Below are 23,681 nucleotides of genomic sequence, written 5' to 3'. Positions count from 1 at the left end.
TAGCAAAGGCAAAGGCAATCTCATCGTCACACGGGACGAATGGGGTTGCCTTTTTTATCCGGATTTAAGAATTGGGAATATTCCGAAACAAGACTCTACTTGACGTAGATGAAACCTATACATACTATGGAATAGCCTTTTATACATAATGTTTTTTTATAGTCATGTTTTGAAAGAGGCACCATCCGCTGTTTTTTTCTCGAATTTTTACTTAAGTCTCTTGTTTCCGAGTTTTTGCGCTCCCGCATCACCATCTAGAAAAATTTCAGTAAAAAGGGTTGAGCAAGTAATGAGTTTTGAGTATGTATTTGGTGTTGGATTGACCTTCATTCAATGCCTCCTACTGTTCTTCTGGGCATACTGGATGATCATCAGTCTCTTTGGCTTTGGAAAACCAAAGAGACTCAAGGAATATAAACCTTTGAAAAGATTTCTTCTCATGATTCCTGCGCACAACGAAGAAGCGGTTATCGGACACCTTGTCGAGAATCTTCATAAAATGGACTACCCGAGGGAGCTCTATGAAGTGTGCGTTATTGCTGATGGATGTAAGGATAAAACAAGTGAAATCGCTAGAAAACTTGGTGCTACCGTTATTGAACATACCTACCTGCCAGGAGACCAAAAGGGGAAGCCTTATGGAATCAAATACGCCATTGAGCAGTATGGAGATAGGTTAATCGATGATTTTGACGGTATCGCCTTCTTCGATGCCGACAACCTGGTCTCGTTGAACTATTTAAGGGAAATGAATAACCACTTGTTGAACGGGGATCAGTTAATACAATGTTACCTGGATTCTAAAAATCCCAATGACAACTGGGTGACAATAGGTTACTCTGTAAGCTACATTTTCATGAACCGCTCTTGGCAGCTGGCTAAGTCCAGATTAGGCTTAGGAAACGCGATCGGTGGAACTGGGTTCTGCGTAGACACGACTCTGTTCAAAACCATCGGTTGGACCGCTCGTTCCTTAACAGAAGACCTTGAGTTTACGATGCAGTGTTTGCTTGAAGGTGTACCAGCTAAATGGTGTCACTTTGCGCGCGTGTACGACGAGAAGCCGGAAAGTTTCAAATCTTCCTGCATTCAACGTCTCCGATGGGCAAGAGGGCATTGGGATGTTTGCTTTAAATACGCTCACAGATTAATTTGGAGATTCATTAGCAAGCTAGACTTCAAAGCTTTTGATGGTTTTATGTACCTTATTAATCCTGGCAAGATTGTTTTAAGTGCTGCAACAGGTCTCCTTATTTTCATGTCCATGGCTACCGACTTATTAGAGGCTCATCATTTGATTCCTTGGCAAGTTTGGATTCTATGCTTGTTATTCCAATTCGTCTACGTAGGATACGCACAGTTTCTCGATTCGAAAAATAAAGTAAGTCTCTTCCGGAGCTATGTATACCTGTACTTCTTCAATCTAACTTATGTACCCCTTTTCCTTTGGTCACTCATTACAATGAAGAACGTAAATTGGAATCCTACAAAGCATACAAGAGCTATTCATTTGAGCGATATTGAAGTAGAAGACTAGAGTGGAATTATTTAGACGTAACTACTATTTATTTCGGCTATTTCGCCAACAGCTGCTATTTCCCGAGAAATAATGACATATGATTTAGACGAAAGCTTGAGATTTATATGGATAGTTCTGCAAAACAAAATAGTTTACGCGCAATTAAGTGGATAGTATAACCTACAGTCGTTTAATTCCTTTCAACCCTCTAGTTGATATGTCAATATATAAAATAATTTCAAATGTTATATCAGATTCCAGCGATCTCCACATCAGGTCTAATCCATCATTCATTCAGAAGAAGTACATACAAACCATGCACTCATCTATTCATGAGCGCATGGTTTGTATTTGTTCTTCCCCAAATCCGGTTCGATTCCGTGCTCGATCACGCATCGTCTTCGAAATCAAAATTCAATTCCGCGATATGGCGGTATCAGGTGGATTACGTTCGATCTTGCTATCCATGCGTATGTGGCTGCGCGTCACCGCACAGAAGTTTGCTGGTTTATTTCTTTACAGGCCCGGTAGAAGCTCCAACCACCAATTCCGCCGGCAATCTTTTCTCAACTGCTACATCATCATGATTCATGATGCCCAGCACCGTCTCAATGGCCAGCCTCCCCATCTCTTCCTCGTTCTGCCGCATATGAGTAAACAAATAGCCCTCCCCGATATTTAACTGCGGACTGTCGAAGCACACGATGGATACATCCTCCGGCACCCGCAGACCGAGGCGTTCTGCCGCAACCTTGGCGAGCAAAGCAATGTTATATTCGATTGCAAAAAAAGCGGTAATCGACGGATGATCCTGCAAGTGCTGCATGATCCGCTGAATTTCCCGTTCAATATTGCTTTCATGAAAGGCATTGGGCAAAGTGGCCGTTACGTCACTGATCCAAATTTCCTTATCAAACGCGATGCCCCGGGCGGCATGAGCCTGCACGAACCCTTCAATCCGTTCTTCAACCGCTGTCGTATCTCTCGGCGGAGGAGACAGCAGAGAAATATGACGGTGACCCAAATCGAATAAATGCTCCACCGCCTGCACGGCTGCCCCAAGATTATCTGTACTAATGGAAGCCGCTGCGACTCCCTTCAGCTTGCGATCAATCAGGACAAGCGGGAAACGGGCAATGACCATCTTTAATATTTCAGCATTGAAATATTCCCCCTGAGCGGGAAATACGATGAGTCCGTTCACGCCGAGATTACGCAGCTTCTGAATGGATAATTCCTCATTATCCTGGTCTCCAAACGTTCTGCGCAGCACCAGGAAGCAATCATTCTCCCTCGAATACTGCTCCATGCTATAGACCAGGCGTGTTCCGTAGCTTGAAGAAAAGTCCGTAATGACAAGACCGATCATCTTCTCCCGGCTGGCCGCTGCAGCATCTGTGCTCTCTGAGGAAAGAGGTTCCCTGTGTACCACAGGCTCATCCGGATCAGCTACAAATGATCCCTTGCCGGGCTTGCGTACAATCACGCCTTCGGCCGCCAGCAGATCCAATGCTTTTTTGCTTGTGATTCGACTAACTCCGTATTCATCCGCGAGTTCCTTCTCCGAAGGGACTTTATCGCCTATCCGAAAAATATGGATTGAGATCTTTCGCTTCATCTCATTAAAAATTTGTTCATACATCGGCTTCGTGGAAGCTGCATCTTTCAAATTGATATCCCTCCAACGGTACTCCAAAACCTGCTAATTTACATAACAATATAACATGATATATTTAAATTGTCCATGTTGAACGGATACCGCTTACAAATTAAATGCAATCTGAACATTCCCAACCATGACAAGACAGCGCCGCAGGATGGTCTTTCGCCGGAAAGACTCATACTAGAGGCGCTGTCTCTGTCGACTACCTATTTCATTTGCCGGTACTGGATGTACCCGCTCAAGCAGAGCACGCTAATAAGCCTGACCGGCTGAGCTGTTCTATTCCTTCACGGCCCCCAGAACGATTCCGTGGATTAAGTAACGCTGCAGAAACGGATAGATGAGCAGAATTGGAATCATGGAAACCAGAATTTTGGCTGAGTTCAGGGTCGTGTTGGAAATTTTATTGAACTGCTGCAGCTGTTCGACCGAGAGATTCTGCATCTGGTCGCGTGTCAGACTGAGCTGCTGCAGATAGGTTTGAAGCGGTATTTTTTCGCTGTCATTGATCAGGATGATTCCGTCAAAGAAGTTGTTCCAGTGACCGACGATGACAAACAGGGTAATGGTTGCCAGACTGGGCATGGAGATCGGGATGAAGATCTTGAGCAGAATTTTCAGCGGACCGGCACCGTCAATGAATGCGGCCTCCTCCAGCTCCTTCGGAATTCCCTTGAAGAAGTTCATCAGGAGAATTACGTTGAAGACAGGAACCGCACCCGGCAGAACCAGCGCCCAGATGCTGTTGATCAACCCCAGCTTGCTGATCACCATATACCAGGGAACGATCCCGCCGCTGAAGAGCATCGTAAACACGATAATCCACATGTATTTGTTTCTCGATCGGAACTGCGTGACGCTCCGCGACAACGGATAGGCCATGAGGATGGTCAGAATCATGTTGATCGCTCCCCCAAGCAGCACCCGTTCCACGGATATTAGAAACGCCTTCCAAAACTTCGTGTCATTCAGTATCTGCCCGTAGGATGAGAAGTTCAGCTCTACTGGAAAAAAGTAGACCCGGCCAGCATTAACAGCCGTGCTGCTGCTGACGGACACCATAATCGTATTGACGATGGGGGCCAGCGACACAAATGTAATCAGAACGAGCGCGAGCATAATCATCAGGCGGGATAGCCTTGAGCCCAGCGTTTTGGATTGAATCATGCTAACCCTCCTAGAAAATCCTGTACCCCGCATACCTCGAGGCCAGCCTGTAGGATATAACGATCAGAATAAAGCTGATGACCGATTTCATCAGTCCGATCGCCGTTGCGAACGAATACTGCATATTGATCAGACCCATGCGGTACACAAACGTATCGATAATATCACCCGTCTCATATACCAGCGGATTATACAGGTTGAACACCTGGTCAAATCCCGCATTCAGTACATTGCCGAGACTCAGCGTGCCCAGCAGGATGATTGTCGGAAACATGCCCGGCAGTGTGATATTCAGCGTCTGCTTCCAGCGGCTCGCGCCGTCCATTGCGGCGGATTCATACAAAGCCGGGTTAATCGCCGTCCATTCAGCCAAATACACAATCGTCCCGTAGCCGAATTCCTTCCAGGTATCCGTCACGATGAGCAGCGGCCTGAACCAGTCGTTGCTTGCCAGAAACATGATCCGATCCAGCCCCAGAAACTCAAGGAAATTGTTAATCATGCCGTCAAAGGAAAAGATCATGGTCAGCATCGTACCCAGGACCACCCATGACATAAAATGCGGCAAATACACAATGGTTTGAATCGTGCTTTTGAAGAGCTTCAGACGCACCTCATTAAGCAGCAGGGCGAACACGATCGGTACAATCAATCCGAGAACAATCTTCCCGACCGCGATGACCAGCGTATTCACAAAAATCTGTTTGGCATCCGGCAGTTGAAACATATACGTGAAATTGTCGAGCCCTGCCCATGCGGAACCGAATATCCCTTTTGCGGGGATGAACTTTTGAAAAGCCATGACCACCCCGAACATCGGCACAATCGAGAAAATGAACAGCATGACCATGCCGGGCAGCAGCATCGCATGATAGGTCATTTCGTCAAAGGTTCTTCGTTTCTTTTTCTTCCGGTATCGTACTTCCCGCTCTGGATTGACGGTTGTTTCCACTTGCGCCATCGTCCGCTCCACCTCCATCATGTCCCTGTTAGGACAGGCCTTATCGAATAAAAAGCCCGGGCGGATGACCACCATCAGCCCTCCGCGCCAAGGCCCATGCTTTCCTTATCTGCTGCTCATCTGGTTGACCTCTTCCGTAATCTCATCGCCCCCGGTACGCTTCCAGGTGTCCACGAACTTATCGAATTCATCCACGGGGGCTTGGCCCATGATGATTTTCAATATGGTCTCCTCTTCGAGCTTTTGGAGGTTGGCCCACTTCAACTTCATCATCTCGGTAGTTCCATAGAAGCCTGCAGGAATCACTTCCAGATTCGGATTGTTCGCTTCGCGCTGACCTTCGATACGGGAGAGGTATTCGCCATAGGTGTTCACATCGACGGCATTGCCTTTCTCCTTAAACTCCTGATACGCCTTGAAGGACACAACCCGGTCCTCCTGAACGGCCGAAGCATCCCCGGATTGATCCGCCTTCATCAGATCGTCGTAATAACGCTTCAACACGTCGTCATAATCCACTTGCATCGGAATTTGCGTCGGATCATTGTTCCAACGGCTAGCATCGGTCAGCATCTCGTCCGGATGCTCTTTCTTGTAGTTGATTGCATCATCCGTTAAGGAGTACAGGAAATCCGTTGTCAGATTGACCGACTTCATGATCGCTTCGGGATGGGCAAAATCCTTCTTCACCACAACGATGCCGCCGCCCACCGGATCCTGACGAATCGTCTTGAATTTGCCGTTCTCGTCTACCGGTGCCGATACGGCAACCCAGACAGCATCGGGATCTTGCTTGATCGAGTCCTTGTAGTTGGTGTAGCCGATCCACCATGGGTTAAACAGCATGCCTACCTGCCCGTTGATCACAAGCGCTTCCTTCTCTTCATTCGTTCGGACGGCGAACTGTTTATCAATCAAACCTTCCTTGTACATGGCGCTCAGCTCCGTCAGCGCCTGCTTCATCTCAGGCTGAACCGATCCATATACGACCTGGCCGTCCTTCTCGATCCAGTTCATCGGAAAGGCTCTATGCGCAGCGAAAACCGGCGTAAAGTTCATGGCATTGGAATCCATCACCATTCCAACCGTTTTACCTGTTCCCGAGACGTCCTTCTCTACGAATGTTCTGGCGAGGTTCCATACATCCTCGACGGATTCCGGCATCTTCGCGCCGACTTTATCCACCCAGTCCTTCCGAACCCACAACAGCTGGTGCTGGTTGCCGATGTTCGTCATCGGAAGGCCCATGATTTTCCCGTCGACCTTCACCTGGTTCAGCAACAAGTCGCCATAGGAAGCATAGATATTCTTGACCCCGTCGGATGCGGTTTTTTCGTACACCTCCGTCATATCGGCAATCAGGTCATTATCCACGAGCTGGTTGAAAATATCGCGGCTGACCAGCATAACGTCCGGCAGATCGCCCGTTGTCATCGATAACGAGAGCTTCTGATCCATATCATCCGTCTCCCAAGCCACCTTGGCTTTCACATTCACCCGGTCCTCCACGTATCGGGTAGCCAAATTGTCCTCAATCGTATCGCCTGGTGGCAGGTTGTTTACATGATTGGTATTCCGGCCGATCGTAAATTCCACCGGCGTCTCATATTTTCCGTAAGGCTCATAATCCTGCTCTGAAATTTCCGGCTGCGCGTTATCACTATTGCCCCCGCCACAGCCGCTGAATACGACCATCATCATGCAGCCGAGCAGCAGAGAAGCCATCTTTCTGCGTTTGTTCATCCTGTCATCCCCTTTTTTCTCGTTTTGGTTGATAATCAAATTGTATGCGGTTTCAAAATTGGCGTAAATGCAACATTTTTTGGATATGTATCACTTTTTTCATGACCTTCTTTGTCTCCACTTCAAACTACAAAAAAAAGCGGCTGCCTCAGCACACCGCTTTCATTACCAATGCTATGGACGGAATAACATACGCTGTTCAGGAGGCTGGAATGACCATCGATACTTCCGTTCCGCTGCCTGACTCACTATGAATATCGAGTCCGTAATCCTGTCCGTAATACAGCTTGATCCGGTCATTCACGTTCCGAACGCCGCAGCCCCCGCTCTCTCCGGCCAGCAGCCTCGCCGCCTGCACGGGAGTCATGCCCACCCCGTTATCGCTGACGATTAGTTTAATTCCCTCTTCGACCTGGCTGACCCCAATGTGGATCTGGTAATCTGCCCCTCCTGCCTCCACAAATCCGTGCTTGATGGCATTCTCCACAATCGGCTGCAGAATAAAATGGATGACCTCGGTATGTAATACTCTCTCATCAATATGATAATCCACGTCAAACCGGCCATCATTCATAATAAGCTGCAAATCCAGGTAAGCCTTGATGTGCTGCACCTCATCCTTGATCGTTGCCATATGCCTCCCCTGATTCAGCGTCGTTCTATAGAACCGGGCCAATGCCGATACCATATAACTCGTTTCGATATCCGCCTTCTTCTCGGCCCTCCACCGGATAAAGGAGAGAGTGTTGTATAGGAAGTGCGGATTAATCTGATTGATCAGCTTGTTATATTCGCTTTCCCTCTTGGCGATTTCGGCTTGATACACCTGGGAGATGAGGCTGTTGATCCGTTTCAGCATTTTGCCGATGCCGTTGGTCAGCTCACCGAATTCATCCCTGGACGAGCTTTGGATAATGACATCCAGATTGTTCTGCTCCACCTTGTCAACCTTGTTCTTGATATGGATAATTCGGCGTGTAAAGTTGTTGGAGATCACATAAATGAGCAGGAAGGTAATGATCAAGCTGAGGATAATGACAAACAACGTAATTTGAAATATACCAAGTGCGTTGGCGTACGCATTCGTGTTCAGCAAATGGTAGTGAACCGTCCAGCCATTGTTAGCGAGTGATCGGCTTAGGCTTAGCCCGCTCGGCTCCCCATCCTCCAAACCGGCAGATGCAGCCGGCGTCTTGCTTTCCTTGAATATCACCCGCTGCTCAGCATCCTCGATATGAACCGCCACATGCTCCGACAGCTTGTCCAGGTCTGCAAAGATACTGTCATGCTGAATGGAAATGACCATGAAATTACTGTCCTTCGGATTGCTGATCAGCTCCTGAACGAGATAAAGCTTCTCCCCGTCCACAATCCAGCGCCTGCCCCGAAATCCATCGTACCAAGATTTGCTCTTAAGATCCCCGATCGGCAAAATATTATCGCGAATCCCCAGCAGCTCTCCGGATGTATAAAAGGTAATGGCCTCAATATCATCATCCATTAGCCGAATGTTTGAGATCAATGGCTCCAGAATGTCCCGGAAATCCAGGTACATGTTAAAATAGTTCTCTTCATAGTCCTTAATGAAGATTTGCGATAACTCCCGGTTTAGTACCATGAACTCGCTCAGCGTATTGTACCGGTTGATCTTATAGTCCATTATGTTGGCCACCTGTTCCAGGCTGGCTTCTGCTTCGCTCCGTAATTCCTTCATCTGAATGCGGTAGGACTGAATGAAGGAGAGCAGTCCTAGCAATAGAATCGGAATGAGTGCAATGATGAGATGGGACAACAGCAGCTTGTTGCGGAACCGGATATCATTGAACTTGTTCTTGATCCATCCGATCATGGAGCACCCCGCACTCTCTGTATTGTAAGGGACTTACGCCGAACTTGCTCTTGAACAGCTTGGCAAAATAAGAGTGGTTGTCGATGCCAACCGCTCCTGCAATATCATTGACTTTCATATTCGAGTGTTTCAGCAGATGGCTTGCCCTCCGCAGGCGGTAGTCGGTCAAATACTTCGAGAAGTTCTCCCCGGTCTCTTTCTTGAACAAAATACTCAAATACCCCGGGGACAGATATACATCGTGGGCTGCATCCGACAACGAAATGTCCCGCTGATGATGATCCTTCACATAATCCTTGACCTGCCGGATGACCTTGGATTCCACCGTCTCCTGCTCAAGATCCCCACCATAAGGACTGATCTGCGTAATATCCTCCATCACCTCAAGGAACTCTTCCCTGACAAGCGGCTTCAGTAAGTAATTTACCACGCCCAGTCGGATGGCGCTGCGGGCATACTCAAATTCGTCATACCCGCTGCAGATGACAATTTTTAAATCCTGCTGCGTCTTTCGGGCTTGCTTGCTCAGTTCCAGTCCGTCCATCAGCGGCATTCTGACATCGGTGATGAGGATATCAATGGCGTTCTGAACCAGAATCCGTTCTGCGCTCATTCCGTTCTCGGCTTCCAGTACTTGAAAGGGAAAGCGGTACTGAGAGATCAAATCCTTAATGCCTTCTCTTTGAGTGGACTCATCGTCAACAACAAGAACATTAAACATCATGAAATCTCCTTTGCTTGTGAAAGTATAGGGCTGATATAGGAAAATATAGGTTGTTATAAATGGTATGCCTGTTATGTCGTAGTATATCACAGATTCAAGAAAGGGCTTTCAAAATCATGTTGAAGCCTTTGTAGCCGCTATGCCTTTTGATAACTTCGAATATGCATGATCACCACGACCATTGCCAATCCTATACTCATATTCTTAATTCTGCGGGGAGGGAAATGAGTTGGAGCGTTTTGACCCGGAACTCGTCTTTTTTGAATCGGATGCGTTGGAATATCCACTTGGGAAGAAGCTGCATGCTCGGTTTGAGGAGTTAGGCACCCCCATTAAAATGACGACTTCCCACAATAGGGTAACCGGCATTCCTGGGGAGACGGAAACCGAAAAATACCGCAACGCCAAGAGAACCCTCGTCGTCGGAATCCGCAAAACGTTGGATTTTGATACCTCCAAGCCGTCTGCGGAATATGCCATCCCTCTTACGACCGGATGCGCCGGTCACTGCCATTACTGCTACCTGCAAACGACGATGAGTTCGAAACCCTATGTGCGGATTTATGTGAACCTGGATCAAATCCTGGATAAGGCAAAGGCCTATATCGCAGATCGGGCCCCGGAGATTACGCGTTTCGAAGCTGCTTGCACGGGGGATCCCGTATCGCTTGAGCATTTGACCGGAGCACTGGCCTATTACATTGAATTTATGGCCAAGCAGGAATATGGCCGACTGCGGTTCGTGACGAAGTTCGCCAACATCGATTCCCTGCTAAATATCAATCACGGCGGTCATACCAGGGTACGCTTCTCCATCAATTCCGATTATGTGATCCGTTATTTCGAGCCGGGTACCTCTTCCTTCGAAGAACGGATTGAAGCCGCGGGCAAAATTGCCGAAGCCGGATATCCGTTAGGTTTCATCATTGCCCCGATCGTCAAATATGACGGATGGCAAGAGGGATACTGGCATTTGTTAGAGAAGCTTCATGAGCGATTGAGCCATGTAGAGGTAAATGATCTGACATTCGAACTCATTCAACACCGGTTTACCAAGACGGCCAAAAACACCATTTTGAAGCGATACCCTAAAACCAAGCTAGACATGGATGAGGAGGATCGGCAGTTAAAGTGGGGAAGGTACGGAAAATTCAAATATGTCTATAAGGCAGAAACCGTCGAGGAATTCCAGCAGTTGTTTGAGAAGGGAATCAAAGAATATTTCCCTCGCGCGGAAATTGCTTATTTTGTTTAATTGCAGAGGCTTGTGGGGTATCGGGTGGAGGCTTTTATGTCCTTCAAAAACATAACGGACACCTCACGGTGCCCGTTATTCGTATGCTCTGTATCTATTCCATCTACTTTTCATCAGAGGGTCTCGATCTCTTCGGTTTTGTGATTATGATCGTACATCCAGACCTTAATCTCATCGATATCCATCGGCTTTCCGTAATAATAACCTTGCATGACGTGGCAGCCAAGTCCGGTCAAAAAGTCGATATGCTCCTTGTTCTCGACACCTTCCGCAATTACATCCAGATTCAAATTCTCTGCCATAAGAACGATGGCGTTGACAATGGCGCGTTTGCTGGGCGTGTCCAAATCTTTTGTGAACTGGCGGTCCAGCTTTAAAGCATCAATCGGAATCCGGTCCAATAGCCCAATCGAGGAATAACCGGTTCCGAAATCATCCATGGAGACCTTAACCCCCAAGGACCTGATATTCCCAAGCTGGCGGATAATATCATTCACATCATGCAGCACCATGGACTCTGCTATCTCCAGTTCTAACAAGCGAGGTTCCAGATTCGCCTGATCCAGAACGTTTTGAATAAGCTCCAGCAGATTGTCACCGTGAAATAAACGAATCGATAAATTAACCGAAACCGGCTGGACAATCCCTCTCTCCTGCCAAATTCTGCACTGTTTGCATGCTTCCTCAAGCGTCCATCGGGTCATTGGTATAATCAGCCCCGTCTCTTCGGCAATCGGAATGAATTCAAGTGGCGATATCACGCCTAATCTGGGATGCTTCCAGCGGAGCAGCGCCTCGAATCCGACCAAGCGATCACTTTGCACATTCCATTTGGGCTGATATACAATGAAGAACTCCTTCAGCTCAAACGCTCGTTGCAGGTCCTTCTCCAATTCCATTTTGCGAACCTCTTGAAGACCCATCTCCTCGTCATAGAGGCATTGCTGATTCTTGCCCAGTCCCTTCGCTTTATACATAGCGGTATCCGCATTCTTCAGCAGCGTTATACGGTCAGAGCTATGGACGGAACCGATGCTGATTCCGATACTTGCTGTCACATACAACTCGTTACCGTCGATATAGTACACGTTTTTTATTTGTTGGAGTATATCATTAGCTAAATGCTGCGCATACACCGGGTCGCTTTGCTTCAGAATAACCAGAAATTCGTCCCCGCCAATCCGGAATACCTGCTGGCTGCTTCGAATGAACTGACGCAGTCGCTTGCCTACTTCCTGGACCAGCAAATCCCCAACATTATGACCCAGCGTATCGTTGATCGCCTTAAATTGGTCCAAATCCAGAAACAGGATCGTAATCTTCTCTGTCTCGGCATTCGTCTCAAAGAATCGGTTCATTTCATTGCGGTTAGGCAATCCCGTGATCGTATCCTGATAGGCCAGCTTTTCCAGCACATGCCGATCAAAGAACATCGCCCCCCAAGAAACCAGCAGGATAGCAAAAATCGTGACCGTCACACCATACAATAGAAGAAAATCGACAGACTGCGGCGGCTGTGTGATCATACCGGCATGCGCCTCAAACCGTGCAGCTTTCATGCCTGTATAATGCATCCCGCATACGGCAAATCCCATGACAACCGCCGAGCCCCACTTGAGAAAGCTGGACTTGGGATGATTCCGAAAACGGAGAAACAATAATAAAGCCGCATAGGAAGCAACCAATGCAATGATGGCGGACAGAACCCAAATGCCGGGATCATAACTAATTTCGGCATGGATGACCATGGCTTCCATTCCCATGTAATGCATGGTGACGATGCCGCTTCCCATAATGAAGCCGCCAATGGCGATTTTGGACCAGTTAATGTTTTTGGGCATCGTGATATAAAACGCAATGAAGGAGGAAACCACGCTGACGAGCATCGACATGATGGTCAGAAAGACATCGTATCTCACATTCATATTCATGTGCATGGCCAACATGCCGACAAAATGCATGGACCAAATGCCGCTTCCCATGACCATTGCACCGCCGATAAGCCAAAAAAACTTGGATTTGCCGTTCGCATCCGAAATTTTGGACGTAATATTTAAAGCCGAGTATGAAGCAAGTATAGCAATCGCAATTGAAAGCCCCACAATATAATAGTTATAATGGCCGTCCATCTGAGCTGTACACACCCCTTTTGTGAGTAATTCTTAAGTCCTATGAAGATCATACGTTTCCTAGCGAATAACGTTTCCATTAATTGACGGTGACTCGCCTTCGGTGCATATCGGAAAAAGAGCAATCCTTATTTTCACGGCTTCCCAGCCCTGTGCACCCTATCCATATTATATCTATAGTAACTATTCAATTTCTCGACAAACACAGAAAGGGTTCGAACCGCCCGAATTTTAATGAGTCTAAAGAACTAAAAAAGCTACAGACCCTTATTAGGTCAGCAGCTTTATTTTGTCTGTCCTCAAGGTGTAATTACCTTCGATTTCCCATTCAAGTACTTCTCGCCCCATTCACAGATTTGGTCAAGGATCGGTTGCAGCGAAACGCCCATTTCACTCAGCTCGTACACGACCTTAGGCGGCACTTGATTAAAGACCGTTCGCGTGATAATCCCATCCTCCTCCAGCTCCCGCAGCGTCTGGGTTAACATTTTCTGCGTAATATCCGGCATCTGCTTCTTAATTTCACTCGTTCGCTTGGGTCCATAACTTAAGTGGCACAGCACAATGACCTTCCACTTGCCGCCGATTACATCCATAGTTGCCTCAGACGGAATATTGTATTGTCGCTCCCCATTCATAAGGTCTTCTCTCCTTTTCGAACGTAAGTCGCATATGACGGATAACAGGCACCTTGGGGTACTAATGATACTTTTAGGTACCTATAGAACCATTAAGTGCGTACTTCCTTTCCGTCATTATATGTTACATAATCCCCTTATACCAGAGCTTCAGCATAAAAATTGGAGGTGAAATGGCATGCAGCGTATATACATTGCCGGAGGTTATGGCGTAATCGGGAGTGCCGTTGCCCGGCATATCCGAACGATCAATCAAGATGCCGAGATTATACTCGCCGGAAGGCATCCCGAGAAGGGGAGCTTACTAGTACAAGAGCTAGGAAACGCCCGTACCGCTTTTTTAGATATCCGCCAGGGTCTGTCTCCAACAGAGCTGGATCAAGCCGACCTTATTGTTTCTACCATCCAGGATCCGGCCGACCTCCTCATGCAAGAGGCCCTTGCAAAAGGAATTGCACATATCGGGATCACCAAGCTTGCCGACGAACTGACACCTATTCTATTCGCCATGCAAAGCCATCCCCCTCAAGCACCGATTGTGCCTCTGGGACATTCGCAAGCGGGAATCCTGACCTTGGTCGCGTATCAGGAGGCGAAGTGTTTCCGCAGCATCCAATCGATCGGCTTGGCGGGTCACTATGATGAACGCGATCCGATGGGGCCTATGACGCTGGAGGAAACCGAGGGGTTTATCAACCGTGCCCTCATCCGGGAAAACGGGATATGGAAGTGGGTTGAGGCTACGAAGTATCCGAGAAGCATAAGTCTTTCAAACGGTTCCCGGGTAGAAGGTCATCCCATGAGTTTATTGGATGTTCCAAGCCTCGCTGCAGTTACGGGAGCGCCTAATATTCGATTCGACTTCGCCATCCATGACTCTATCGGAACACGGGCTGGAGGCAAGGCCTCCCAAGACCTCTACATTGATCTTGAAGGTGTTCTTCTTGACGGCGGTTCCGCGAAACGGAGAATCACGTTGACCGATCCGAAGGGACAGGCGCATTTTACGGCTCTCGGTATTCTACTGTCCATTGAGCGCATTATGGGCTGGGACGGCTCACCTCCTGCTCCCGCAGGCTTCTATCTACCTGAAACGCTGGTTCCTCTTGAAACTGCAATGACACGTATTGAACAATTTGGCATTCAAATTCGAAGAGAAGAAAGAGACGGTGAGCCCTCATGAAGGTATTAACGGTTGCTACGCATCCACGCGAAAATTCCTTTACATTTGCAGTTACCGAGAAGTTTGTACAAGGGCTTAGGGACTCCGGGCATGAAGCGGAAATTCTGGACCTCCACCGCATCGGTTTCGATCCGGTCCTGCGGGAGGCAGACGAACCTGATTGGTCTAATCCTACCAAGATCTATTCTCCTGAAGTTGAAGCCGAAATCGCACGAATGAAGGAGCACGACGCGCTGGCCTATATCTTCCCGGTGTGGTGGTACGGAATCCCGGCCATGCTGAAAGGCTATATCGACCGTGTCTGGAATTATGGCTTCGCTTACGGCGGCGGCTCAAAGCTTCATCACCAACAGGTATTATGGCTGGCGCTCGCGGGAGCTTCGGAAGATCATTTTGCCAAGAGGGGCTATGATCAGATGTTATCCCTTTCCCTCAATATTGGAATGGCCGACTACTCCGGAATCAAGAATTCCCGTGTGGAATTCTTCTATGATACGTTGGAGGGTAGACCGGAGCATATGCAGAGTTTGCTCGAGCGTGCTTATCAGCTGGGATTGCATTATGCGGACTCTGGAGTAAGCGTGAAATGACTGATTCTTTAAGAGGAAGCGTCTTGAATATACGATAGGAATAAATCGACCTCGAAGGAGGTCGATTTATTCCTGCATGCAGCCTACGAAGAAAAGAACAGACATGGAGAGGCTGAACGTTATCCTTCCATTTCGCTGCGTGCAGATCGCCCAGGGCCACCATGTTTCCAAATTTTGAAACATTTCAATCCATTTTTCCGTACATATATACAATGAAAAAATAACGGACAGAGAGGAGTGCCGTCGATGATGCCGCAAGGAACGTCTTTTGGCGGAGGATTTGATTTTATGTTTACGCTGGTTCCCATCTTGATTGGAATTGTATTCGTGATTGTGATTGTGGGCTTCATCTCTAATGGCGCCCGTTATGTTAAGAACGCCAAGTCACCTCGCACGTCCGAGTTTGCCCGGGTTGTCTCCAAACGCATGGACGTCCGTCACCACTCTAATCATCACAACGGGGATAACGGCATGATGCATTCCAACAATTCATCCCGAACGTATTATTACATCACCCTCGAATTTGATAATGGAGACCGGAAAGAATTCCTCGATGTCAAAAATCTATATGGCCTTGTTGTGGAGGGAGACACCGGCTATGCCGCCATTCAGGGCGATTGGATCGTCGCTTTTGAGCGGGATGTACAGCCGCAGTCGTAATAACTAGACGCCATACGGCATATGGCGAAAATAGATGCAGCACGTACTCATAATATTGCATTGCATGGTCCCTTATGAACAGAACAGCCTTAGTCCGCGATGAATCCTGGACTAAGGCTGTTGTTGGATTGGCTTGAAAGATTAACACAGACGCTTACGAATTACGCATTGCTGCTCGTTTCGATGGGTTCATTCACTTCGGTCAGTTCAACAACGGCTTCACTCTTCAACGTATTGCCGATGGTGCAGGCGCGTTCTACGACAGATTTCAGCTTCTCCTTGTACGCTGCCTCCAGGGTTGGCGGCAGCGAGACAAACACGTTGAAGTGCGAGAATTTATTACTTTTATCTTCTGCCTTTACCGATGAAACTTCAATATGAATAGAGGATTTATCATAATCCACGCCGTCGTAATCCATTATTTTTTGGAGAGATATGGACACACATAGCGCCAAGGACGCTTCCAGCAGCTCTCTCGGAGATAAGCCGCCCTCCAGATTCGGGCCGTGGTTGCCTGCGATCTGAAACCCTGCCTCATTGAATATCCGATCCTGACCCTCTACGATTTTTAACGTTGTCATGTTCTTAGCCTCTTTTCTTCTATTCTTCGTTTCAGTATGAACGGCTCTCATCGACCAGATGGCAAGCTACCTTCTGGTTGGGCCGAACTTCTCTTAAAGCCGGAACTTCTGCCTTACAGACATCCGTTGCATAGGGACAGCGCGTATGAAAAACACAGCCGCTCGGCGGCGATAAGGGGGACGGGATTTCCCCCCGCAGCATAATCCGATCCTTTAATCGGCTGCGGGTAAAGTCGGGCACCGCCGAGAACAGCGCCTTCGTATAGGGATGCAGGGGCTCATGGAATAGATCATCCGTTAAAGCTTCTTCCACGATTTTTCCGAGATACATAATGCCGATCCGATCGGAAATATACCGAACCACGCTGATATCATGCGTAATAAATAATAGCGTTAATTTCAATTCCCGCTGCAGACGCTTGAGCATGTTCAAAATTTGCGACTGAATGGAGACGTCCAGTGCCGAGACCGGCTCGTCGCATACGATAATCTTCGGATTCATGATAAGCGCGCGCGCCAAGCCCAAACGCTGGCGCTGACCGCCCGAGAATTCATGGGGAAAACGGAAATAATGCTCCGGCTGCAGGCCCACGGTTTTCAAGATGTGAAAGACTTTTTCCTGACGCTCTGCCTTGTCTCCCATTTTATGAATAATCAGGGGCTCCTCCAGAATTCGGCCGATTCTTTTTCTCGGGTTAAGCGAAGAGAACGGATCTTGAAAAACAAGCTGTACGTCCTTGCGGAATTTCCGGATTTCCTCCCTCGACATCGTAGCCAAATCCCGGTCCCGGTATAGAACCTGACCTTGGCTTGTCGGGGTTAATCCTAAGATCGTACGCCCTGTGGTGGTTTTACCGGAACCGGATTCTCCAACAAGTCCGTATGTCTCCCCCTCTCTTAATTGAAAAGAAACATCCGTTACGGCTTTCACATATCCCTTGGCGCCCCATAACTTACCGAAAGATCCGTACACCGGAAACTGCTTGTGAAGGGAGCTCACTTTTAAAATCGAATGATCAGCTGCTTGTTCCAACGGTTTTCTCCCTCCCTTCCGGCTCACTTATGGCCTCGTAATGCCAGCACTTCACTCGATGGTCTGTATGAGCCGTTCGCATTGGCGGCTCTGAGCTACGGCATAACTCATCGGCATAAGGACATCGTGTAGAAAAGCCGCAGCCCTGAGGAATATCCGTCAGAGACGGCACCGTTCCCTCAATGACATGGAGTTCATCGCTTCTATCCCCTTCCAGCTTGGGGATGGATTGGATCAGCCCCTGCGTATATGGATGGAGCGGCTTATGAAACAGCTGTTCCGTGGGAGCTTCCTCCACGATTTGTCCTAAGTACATCACCTTCACACCTGTACAAATTTCCGATACGACACCCAGATCATGCGTTATGAACAGCACGCCCATACCCATTTTGCGATTCAAGTCGGCAATCAGCTCCAAAATCTGTGCCTGAATCGTTACATCGAGCGCGGTTGTCGGTTCATCCGCAATCAAGAGGTTGGGCTCACAGGAGAGCGCCATGGCAATCATCGCACGCTGCTGCATTCCTCCCGACAGCTGATGGGGATATTCATCCACCCTCACTTCCGGAGATGGAATACCCGTCATCCGTAGAATCTCGATGGCTTGCTGACGGGCCTCCTTCTTGGACTTCTTCTGATGGAGACGTATCGCTTCCCCGATTTGATTACCAATCGTATACACGGGACTTAGGGACGTAAGCGGGTCCTGAAAAACCATGGAGATTTTGTTGCCGCGGACCGCCCGTAATTTAGAAGGCGAGAGAGACAGCAAGTCCTGCTTCTCAAATAGAATCTCTCCCTCGTACTCGATCGCATCCGTATGATCCAGCAGCCTTATGATCGATTGGGACATTACGCTCTTTCCGCTGCCGGATTCTCCGACAATGCCGATGATGTCGCCTTTATTCATGGAAAAACTGACTCCGTTGACGGACGTCACTTTCCCCCGCTCGGTATGAAAATGCGTTTTTAGATTTTTCACTTCCAATAGAGGCTCGTTATTCATGAAAATACCTCCAGCATTATATTCATGACTTTCTCAACTTTTGCTTCACGCGGGGATCAAGCCAATCACGCAGTCCGTCGCCCAGCAAATTCAAGCTGAGGACAGACAGAACAAGCGTTGCTCCTGGAAATACAACCATCCACCATGCCTTGTAAATAACAAGCTTGCTCGCCTGCAGAATGTTCCCCCAGCTAGCTTCAGGAGCAGGAATGCCCGCTCCGAGAAAACTTAGCGCGGCCTCGGATATAATAGCTTCAGCAAACACAAAGGTAGCCTGTACCAGTAGGGGAGAGAGGGTGTTCGGCACGATGTGCTGCCATATGATGCGCGTGGAGTTTGCCCCCTGGACATGCATCGCCTCGATGTAGGTTTGCTCGCGTACCACCAGCGCGGCCGAGCGAACGACCCGGGCAATATTCGGCGTGAACACGATGGTCAGCGCCGTGATAACATTGATGGCTGATGCGCCGAGCGCAGCCATTAAGGCAATGGCTAGCAAGATACCCGGAATCGCAATCAACCCGTCACAAATGCGCATGAGAATATGATCCAACGTTTTGTAATACGTGGCATAAACGCCGATAATGAGTCCCAGAGCTGAGGACAGCAGCGCTACCGCGAGACCTACGCTAATCGACACTCTGGCCCCGTACAGAAGCCTCGTTAACAAATCCCGGCCAAATTCGTCGGTGCCCAGCCAGTGCTCAGCCCCCGGCGGCGTTAAACGGTCTACCACCTTCATGTCATACGGGCCGTAGGATGTAAATAAAGGCCCTAGCATGGCCAGCATCACCAGAACGATAAAGATGGTCGCTCCGATCAACAGCCCATAGTTCGACCTCAGTCGGCGATATCCTAGCGCACGCTGCTCTTTTTTCAGCTTTTTACTGACTTGAGCGACGTATTCTTTCTCCTGAACAGTTGCCATCAAATAACACCTCTTTTATTTGCGTTCCAAACGAACACGCGGATCAACCGCACCATATAGCAAGTCGATGATCAAGTTGATAGTGACATACATAAGTGTGACGACAAGCACCACGCCTTGGATCACCGCAAAATCTCTTCTGGCAATGGAATTCAAGATCAATTGACCCAATCCGGGAATATTGAATATCGCCTCCACGACCACAGCCCCTGTCACCAACGTGCCGAATGTTTGTCCAATAACCGTCAGGATAGGCAGAAATGCGCTGCGGAATGCATGCTTAAACAGCACCTTCATTTCATGTAAACCTTTGGATCTGGCCGTCTTGATGAAATTCAAATTCAGCACTTCCAGCATGGACGAACGGGTCATCCGCGTAATCAGGGCAGCTTGTATGGTTCCAAGCGAAATACCTGGAAGGATTAGATACTTCATATGTTCCCAAAGCCCGCTGCTGAGCGGCTCATATCCAGCCACTGGCAGCCACTGCAGCTTGACACCAACAAACAGCATAAGGAACAATCCCAGCAAAAAACTGGGCAAGGCCATGCCCAGCAAGGACATCCCCATCAGCGTATAATCTGCGATGGACCCTCGCTTGTAAGCAGCGATAATCCCGAAGGGAATCGCCAGGATAATCGCGATAACCTGCGCCAGAATGGCCAACGAAAGCGTCGGGGTAACATGCTCCGCAATGGCTTCGCTAACCGGCTGATTCATGAAGATCGAATCCCCCAGATCCCCCTTGAATACGTTCGCTACCCAGCTTGTATACTGTTCGAGGATCGGGCGATCCAAGCCAAGGTCCTGATTCAGCTTCTGTATTTCCTCCTGCGACGCCTCCATGCCCAATATCGCCGCCGCCGGATCCCCCGGCGTAATGTGGATGATCAGAAAAATAGCGATGGTGACAACGGCCAGTACGGGAATCAGCGACAAAAGTCTTTTCGTAATATAAGCCAGCACTTCAAATCCCTCATTTGTACATGGTCTATGAATCCAACTTCAAAAAAGGAAGGTGTTTTCGAAGTTACTTCGGTAACTTGTAACACCCTCCATATACGCCTTACTTCGCTACTTTCGCATTCCAGACCACCGGCGCTTCAAACAGCTCGAAACCTTCAAGCTTCTTTGTTGTGGCGACGACGCCATTATAATGGCCGATCACGGTGGAGGATGCAAATTCGTACAGGAAGCCCTGCAGCTTCTCCCATTCCTGCTTGGCGGCTTCCGGCGTGGCTGCGCCGCGAATATCGATCAGCGCCTGCTTGACCGTTTCATTGTCGAGCCCGGCCCAATCCGGATTGACGGCCAGCAGCTGCGGCGGCGTGATCTGATAGCCCGTGCTCGCAACGAAAATATCCCACTTGGAACGGTCGTTCTTCGTTTCCAGGAACGTCGGGAAATCGAAGTTCTCCACTTTGACATTCATGCCGATCTGACGAAGCTGCTCCTGAATGACCAATGTGGCCGTGTACATCTCGTTGTAATCCTTGGTCGTCAGCAGCGTGATTTCTTCACCGTTATACCCTGCTTCTTGCAGCAGCTGCTTGGCCTTCTCCGGGTTCGACTGGTTGTAATACTCCGCTCCGGCTTCGGTCGACCATTGGACTTGGTTCGTATTCAGGTAACCCGGCGCCAAGGAGTATAAATCCGGCTTGGCGAAGCTCGCCAACATGATCTCCTCATTATTAAACGCGGCAAGAATGGCCTGGCGAATCTTAACGTCCTTTAACAATCCCTCGCTGGTATTGAAAAACGCGGTCAGGGCACCACCAGGAAACGAGAGCAAACTGATGTTCTTGTCGGCAGCAAGCTCGTCATAGCTTTCGATCGGGATGCTGTCTGCCACATCATACTGTCCGGTCTTAACGCCTGCAATGCGCGTGGAGTGGTCGGTGACAAAATGGAAGTACAGATTTTTGGTGGGAGCTTCTTTTCGCCCGTCAAATCCGCTCGGCTCCGTATCCACCAATTGATGATAATCGTCATTTCGCACCAAATGTATGTACTGATCCTGTTTCCATTCCTGGAATTTATAAGGTCCTGTACCGATGTACTCCTTGATTCCGTCAGCCGGCGCCGCGTCTACAATCTCTTTTGGCATGATGGAAGGGAACTGCGCTTGCGATGCAATAAGAATCAAAACATCTGATGTAGGCGCCTCTACGGTCAGCTTCACAGTATACGTATCGACGGCTTCGAATTTAGCATTCGTCAGCAGCACCTTCGCACGGGACGAAGTCACCAGCCAGCGGTTCATCGAGGCTACAACATCCTCGGAAGTCATCTCTTTCCCGTTGTGGAATTTCACGCCTTGGCGAAGGGCGAACGTATACGTTAAACCATCCTCACTTCGTTCGACGAACTCTGCCAGAGCTGGTACGGGTTCATATTTTGCATTCAGTGTGTACAGCTGCTCGAAGATATTGCCTGCCGTATCCAGCGCAACCGCCGATACCGTCAAGGCTGTATCCAACGTAGGCGGCTGAGCCGTAAGAGCGATGTTCAGCTCGTCTTTATACTTTTTTTGTTCCGCTTGCTTCTCACTTCCTTTGATTTCAGCGTTGCCCTCTGCCGCCTGATCGGAACCGTTGCCGCATGCCGCGATCAACATCATCAGCACGATCGACGATAAGAGTAAACCTAGCTTTCTGGCTTTCATTGTAATCCCCCCATGTAATAGACATATGCATATGAAATGTATGCATCATGCTCTGTCAAAAACTCGCGAAACGAACGCACCCCTAAAATCTAAGTTATCTGGTAGGTTTAATAAGTTATGCAAATACTAATGGATTCGAAACAGGCTGTCAATGCAATAATTGATCGTGCTAGAATTAATTTCCTATTAAGAGGAACCCGCTGCGGCAGACCTTTACTCGTTAACTAAAAAAGCCCTGGTTCCGTCTCGAACCAAGGCTTTTTCGCTTATTCAATTGCTGGGAAACTTCGCAAAATCTTTTCCTTGCGTCCCCTCATATACCATTGCCCCCACGGATGGAGTTTATCAAGCTTCCCGCTACAAGCATGGAATAGCTTGATATAACGCCCCATTTCTCGCAGCTTCATGAAATACGGAATTTCTCGAAGCCACTTATCCTCCAGATGATGCTCCAGACGGTATCCTTCTAGAAACGGGGTCAGAAACTGATCCGGCTCCGCATCTGCCCCTTCGGTTAAACCCGAGAAAAACGCGGCGACCGCAATATCATCAATGAACCATGAATACCGGCTTGCATCAAAATCAATCAGACACAACGTATCCCCATTTACAAAAAAATTTCCGTAATGAAAATCCGCATGGATCAGTCCATAAGCGTCCGCAGCAATCGGAAGCTCCGAAATATAATGGAGCAAAACCTCGTAACGACGAGTGACGCCTTTCTCGGTTAGCGGTAAATCGATATGCCGAACCTTTCCCGCCTCATCCGACCAATCAGGACGTCTTGTAACGGGATCCAGATGGGTGTACCCTTTGGTGATGCGGTGCATGGAGCCCATGAATTGGCCCATTCGCTTGTATAAGCGCTCATTGGCATCGTTCTCTCCGACCGGACGCCCCTTGGCCTCCTCGTAACACACCGCCGTAAATTCACGGTCCTCCATCCGGATACGTTCCGTCAGATTCCCTTCCACTGAATAAAGCGGTCTCGAAACGCATACTCCCTTACTTCCAAGAAACTCGACCCACTGCACCTCGCCCTCAATTTTCGCATATGGTTTATGGGACTCATCAGTTATGCGCACATAAACGATCCTGGCATCAAGTCGATACGAGCGGATAAGGCTATGTTCGGAAACATGCGTCTGTACCTTATCCCGCTCCAAGAGTCCGAACTTGTTTGCAGCAACGGCCATAAGTTGGTCCCGTTGTTCCATTGCAGTGCCTCCCTTCATCATCCGGATGATCGAGCATGTACTGAGCATTGATTTCTGCATATGGATAGCCGGCTCCTGCATTTAATCACTACTACAAGAATCGAGATTTATCTTATTTCTCGATCCATGTATAATTGTTATAACAGTTGAATAATATAATAAAGGAGGCA

Annotated in this window: 21 protein-coding genes; 6 read left to right on the top strand and 15 right to left on the bottom strand. The window is 48.4% G+C overall.

What is annotated here, in order from left to right:
- Nucleotides 1-289 precede the first annotated feature (289 nt).
- Nucleotides 290-1,537 (top strand): glycosyltransferase family 2 protein, encoded by a 1,248-nt coding sequence (locus CRG97_RS02170; protein WP_161952907.1) that lies wholly within the window; start codon nt 290-292, stop codon nt 1,535-1,537.
- 490 nt (nt 1,538-2,027) lie between these two features.
- Here the strand turns inward: CRG97_RS02170 and CRG97_RS02165 are convergent, their stop codons facing one another.
- A complete protein-coding gene (locus tag CRG97_RS02165; RefSeq protein WP_098741534.1) occupies nt 2,028-3,188 on the bottom strand; it encodes a GntR family transcriptional regulator in 1,161 nt (386 codons plus the stop codon).
- Nucleotides 3,189-3,257: 69 nt separating this feature from the next.
- Between CRG97_RS02165 and CRG97_RS33470 the strand changes: the two genes are divergently transcribed.
- Complete coding sequence (locus CRG97_RS33470) at nt 3,258-3,455, top strand: hypothetical protein (protein WP_237566255.1); 198 nt, start codon at nt 3,258-3,260, stop codon at nt 3,453-3,455.
- A gap of 6 nt (nt 3,456-3,461) precedes the next feature.
- Here CRG97_RS33470 and CRG97_RS02160 read toward each other — a convergent pair whose 3' ends face one another.
- The 5 genes from CRG97_RS02160 to CRG97_RS02140 all read right to left on the bottom strand — a co-directional run bounded on the left by CRG97_RS02160 (nt 3,462) and on the right by CRG97_RS02140 (nt 9,626).
- A complete protein-coding gene (locus tag CRG97_RS02160; RefSeq protein ID WP_098741533.1) occupies nt 3,462-4,349 on the bottom strand; it encodes a carbohydrate ABC transporter permease in 888 nt (295 codons plus the stop codon).
- Between the two features lie 10 nt (nt 4,350-4,359).
- Nucleotides 4,360-5,310 carry an ABC transporter permease gene (locus tag CRG97_RS02155; RefSeq protein WP_098741574.1) on the bottom strand — a complete coding sequence of 317 codons (951 nt, stop codon included), beginning with the start codon at nt 5,308-5,310 and terminating at the stop codon, nt 4,360-4,362.
- Nucleotides 5,311-5,415: 105 nt separating this feature from the next.
- Entirely contained in the window at nt 5,416-7,053 is a 1,638-nt protein-coding gene (locus CRG97_RS02150; RefSeq protein ID WP_098741532.1) for an extracellular solute-binding protein, read from the bottom strand.
- A gap of 199 nt (nt 7,054-7,252) precedes the next feature.
- The gene (locus CRG97_RS02145) at nt 7,253-8,902 is read right to left on the bottom strand and encodes a sensor histidine kinase (protein WP_098741531.1); all 1,650 of its coding nucleotides are present in this window, start codon (nt 8,900-8,902) and stop codon (nt 7,253-7,255) included.
- Nucleotides 8,871-9,626 carry a response regulator transcription factor gene (locus CRG97_RS02140; protein WP_098741530.1) on the bottom strand — a complete coding sequence of 252 codons (756 nt, stop codon included), beginning with the start codon at nt 9,624-9,626 and terminating at the stop codon, nt 8,871-8,873. The genes CRG97_RS02145 and CRG97_RS02140 overlap by 32 nt, the downstream gene beginning before the upstream one ends.
- Nucleotides 9,627-9,855: 229 nt before the next feature.
- Between CRG97_RS02140 and splB the strand changes: the two genes are divergently transcribed.
- Complete coding sequence (gene splB, locus CRG97_RS02135) at nt 9,856-10,881, top strand: spore photoproduct lyase (protein WP_098741529.1); 1,026 nt, start codon at nt 9,856-9,858, stop codon at nt 10,879-10,881.
- Between the two features lie 113 nt (nt 10,882-10,994).
- Here splB and CRG97_RS02130 read toward each other — a convergent pair whose 3' ends face one another.
- A complete protein-coding gene (locus tag CRG97_RS02130; RefSeq protein ID WP_098741528.1) occupies nt 10,995-13,010 on the bottom strand; it encodes a bifunctional diguanylate cyclase/phosphodiesterase in 2,016 nt (671 codons plus the stop codon).
- Nucleotides 13,011-13,309: 299 nt separating this feature from the next.
- Nucleotides 13,310-13,648, bottom strand: coding sequence for a winged helix-turn-helix transcriptional regulator (locus CRG97_RS02125; protein ID WP_076322498.1), 339 nt, complete (start codon nt 13,646-13,648; stop codon nt 13,310-13,312).
- 178 nt (nt 13,649-13,826) lie between these two features.
- Between CRG97_RS02125 and CRG97_RS02120 the strand changes: the two genes are divergently transcribed.
- The 3 genes from CRG97_RS02120 to CRG97_RS02110 all read left to right on the top strand — a co-directional run bounded on the left by CRG97_RS02120 (nt 13,827) and on the right by CRG97_RS02110 (nt 16,081).
- On the top strand, nt 13,827-14,831 hold the full coding sequence (locus tag CRG97_RS02120; protein WP_098741527.1) for a Rossmann-fold NAD(P)-binding domain-containing protein: 1,005 nt from the start codon (nt 13,827-13,829) through the stop codon (nt 14,829-14,831).
- Nucleotides 14,828-15,421 carry an NAD(P)H oxidoreductase gene (locus CRG97_RS02115; RefSeq protein WP_098741526.1) on the top strand — a complete coding sequence of 198 codons (594 nt, stop codon included), beginning with the start codon at nt 14,828-14,830 and terminating at the stop codon, nt 15,419-15,421. The genes CRG97_RS02120 and CRG97_RS02115 overlap by 4 nt, the downstream gene beginning before the upstream one ends.
- A 246-nt stretch (nt 15,422-15,667) precedes the next feature.
- Complete coding sequence (locus CRG97_RS02110) at nt 15,668-16,081, top strand: DUF2500 domain-containing protein (RefSeq protein WP_098741525.1); 414 nt, start codon at nt 15,668-15,670, stop codon at nt 16,079-16,081.
- 161 nt (nt 16,082-16,242) lie between these two features.
- Here CRG97_RS02110 and CRG97_RS02105 read toward each other — a convergent pair whose 3' ends face one another.
- The 7 genes from CRG97_RS02105 to CRG97_RS02075 all read right to left on the bottom strand — a co-directional run bounded on the left by CRG97_RS02105 (nt 16,243) and on the right by CRG97_RS02075 (nt 23,571).
- Nucleotides 16,243-16,662, bottom strand: a complete 420-nt coding sequence (locus CRG97_RS02105) for an OsmC family protein (protein WP_098741524.1) — start codon at nt 16,660-16,662, stop codon at nt 16,243-16,245.
- Nucleotides 16,663-16,693: 31 nt separating this feature from the next.
- Nucleotides 16,694-17,695, bottom strand: a complete 1,002-nt coding sequence (locus CRG97_RS02100; protein ID WP_098741523.1) for an ABC transporter ATP-binding protein — start codon at nt 17,693-17,695, stop codon at nt 16,694-16,696.
- Nucleotides 17,679-18,701: an ABC transporter ATP-binding protein gene (locus tag CRG97_RS02095; protein WP_098741522.1), complete on the bottom strand. Its 1,023-nt coding sequence runs from the start codon at nt 18,699-18,701 to the stop codon at nt 17,679-17,681. Before CRG97_RS02095 ends, CRG97_RS02100 begins: the two co-directional genes overlap by 17 nt.
- 22 nt (nt 18,702-18,723) lie before the next feature.
- Nucleotides 18,724-19,629 (bottom strand): ABC transporter permease, encoded by a 906-nt coding sequence (locus CRG97_RS02090; RefSeq protein ID WP_098741521.1) that lies wholly within the window; start codon nt 19,627-19,629, stop codon nt 18,724-18,726.
- 15 nt (nt 19,630-19,644) lie between these two features.
- Nucleotides 19,645-20,595, bottom strand: coding sequence for an ABC transporter permease (locus CRG97_RS02085; protein WP_098741520.1), 951 nt, complete (start codon nt 20,593-20,595; stop codon nt 19,645-19,647).
- A 100-nt stretch (nt 20,596-20,695) separates the two neighbouring features.
- Nucleotides 20,696-22,294, bottom strand: coding sequence for an ABC transporter substrate-binding protein (locus CRG97_RS02080; protein ID WP_098741519.1), 1,599 nt, complete (start codon nt 22,292-22,294; stop codon nt 20,696-20,698).
- A 266-nt stretch (nt 22,295-22,560) separates the two neighbouring features.
- On the bottom strand, nt 22,561-23,571 hold the full coding sequence (locus CRG97_RS02075) for a phosphotransferase enzyme family protein (RefSeq protein ID WP_237566254.1): 1,011 nt from the start codon (nt 23,569-23,571) through the stop codon (nt 22,561-22,563).
- Nucleotides 23,572-23,681 lie beyond the last annotated feature (110 nt).

Source organism: Paenibacillus sp. EZ-K15, from assembly GCF_002573715.1.
Classification (GTDB): Bacteria; Bacillota; Bacilli; order Paenibacillales; family Paenibacillaceae; genus Paenibacillus_AQ.
Note: the sequence above shows the minus strand (reverse complement) of the source record. Positions and strands in the feature narration are given on the sequence as shown.